The organism is Dietzia sp. UBA5065, from assembly GCA_002415925.1.
In the GTDB taxonomy this organism is placed as follows: domain Bacteria; phylum Actinomycetota; class Actinomycetes; order Mycobacteriales; family Mycobacteriaceae; genus Dietzia.
This window is the reverse complement of sequence record DIAZ01000123.1, coordinates 23,808-24,973: the sequence shown is the minus strand read 5'-3', so window position 1 is coordinate 24,973 and position 1,166 is coordinate 23,808. Positions and strand designations below refer to the sequence as shown.

The following is a 1,166-nucleotide window of genomic DNA, read 5'->3' as shown; positions in this document are numbered from 1 at the left end:
ATGTGCCTGTCCGAGCCGCAGGCCGGCTCCAACCTCGCGGACATCACCACGCGCGCCGAGCCTCAGCCGGACGGCACCTACCGGCTGTTCGGGCAGAAGATGTGGATCTCGGGCGGCGAGCACCCGATGGCGGAGAACATCGTGCACCTGGTGTTGGCCAAGGTCCCCGGGTCCCCGGCCGGGACGCGCGGGATCAGCCTGTTCATCGTGCCGAAGTTCCTGGTGGACGACGCGGGCTCGCTCGGCGAGCGCAACGACGTCGTCGTCACCGGCCTCAACCACAAGATGGGCTTCCGCGGCACGGTCAACACCGCGCCCACCCTCGGCCAGGGCCTGCACACGCCCGGCGGCCGGCCGGGCGCGGTCGGCTACCTGGTCGGGCAGGAGAACACCGGGCTCAAGAAGATGTTCACCATGATGAACGAGGCCCGCCTCGGCGTGGGCCTGGGCGCCACGGCGCTGGGGTACACCGGCTACCTCAAATCGCTCGACTACGCCCGCACCCGGCCCCAGGGCCGGCCGGTCGGCGCGGATCCGTCCTCCCCGCAGGTCATGCTCACCGGGCACGCGGACGTGCGGCGGATGCTGCTCGCCCAGAAGGCGTACGTGGAGGGCGCGCTGGCATTGGGCCTGTACTGCGCGAGGCTCGTCGACGACGACAAGACCGGCTCACCGGAGGAGTCCGCGGTCGCCACGATGCTGCTCGACGTGCTCACCCCGATCGCCAAGTCGTGGCCGTCGCAGTGGTGTCTCAAGGCCAACGAGCTGGCGGTGCAGGTGCTCGGCGGGGCCGGGTACACGATCGACTACGACGTGGAACAGCACTACCGCGACAACCGGCTCAACCCCATCCACGAGGGCACCCACGGGATCCAGGGTCAGGACCTGCTCGGCCGCAAGGTCCTCGCCGGGGGCGGGGCCGGGCTCGCCGCGCTGACCGACCGGATCACCGCGACGTGCGACCGGGCGTCGGGAACCGGCGGCGAGCTCGCCGAGCTGGCGTCGCTGCTGCGGCCGCGGGTCACCCGGCTCATCGAGGTCACCACCGCCCTGGCCGCGGTGGGCGCCACCGACCCCGAGGCGTTCCTCGCCGACGCCACCGAGTACCTCGAGGCCGCCGGGCATGTGGTGATCGCGTGGATCTGGCTGGAGCAGGTGCTGGCCCT

At 71.7% G+C, this 1,166-nt stretch carries 1 protein-coding gene; it reads left to right on the top strand.

The features are described from left to right. On the top strand, positions 1-1,166 hold a 1,166-nt coding region (locus tag B4M60_RS09650), incomplete at both ends, for an acyl-CoA dehydrogenase (RefSeq protein ID WP_291082855.1).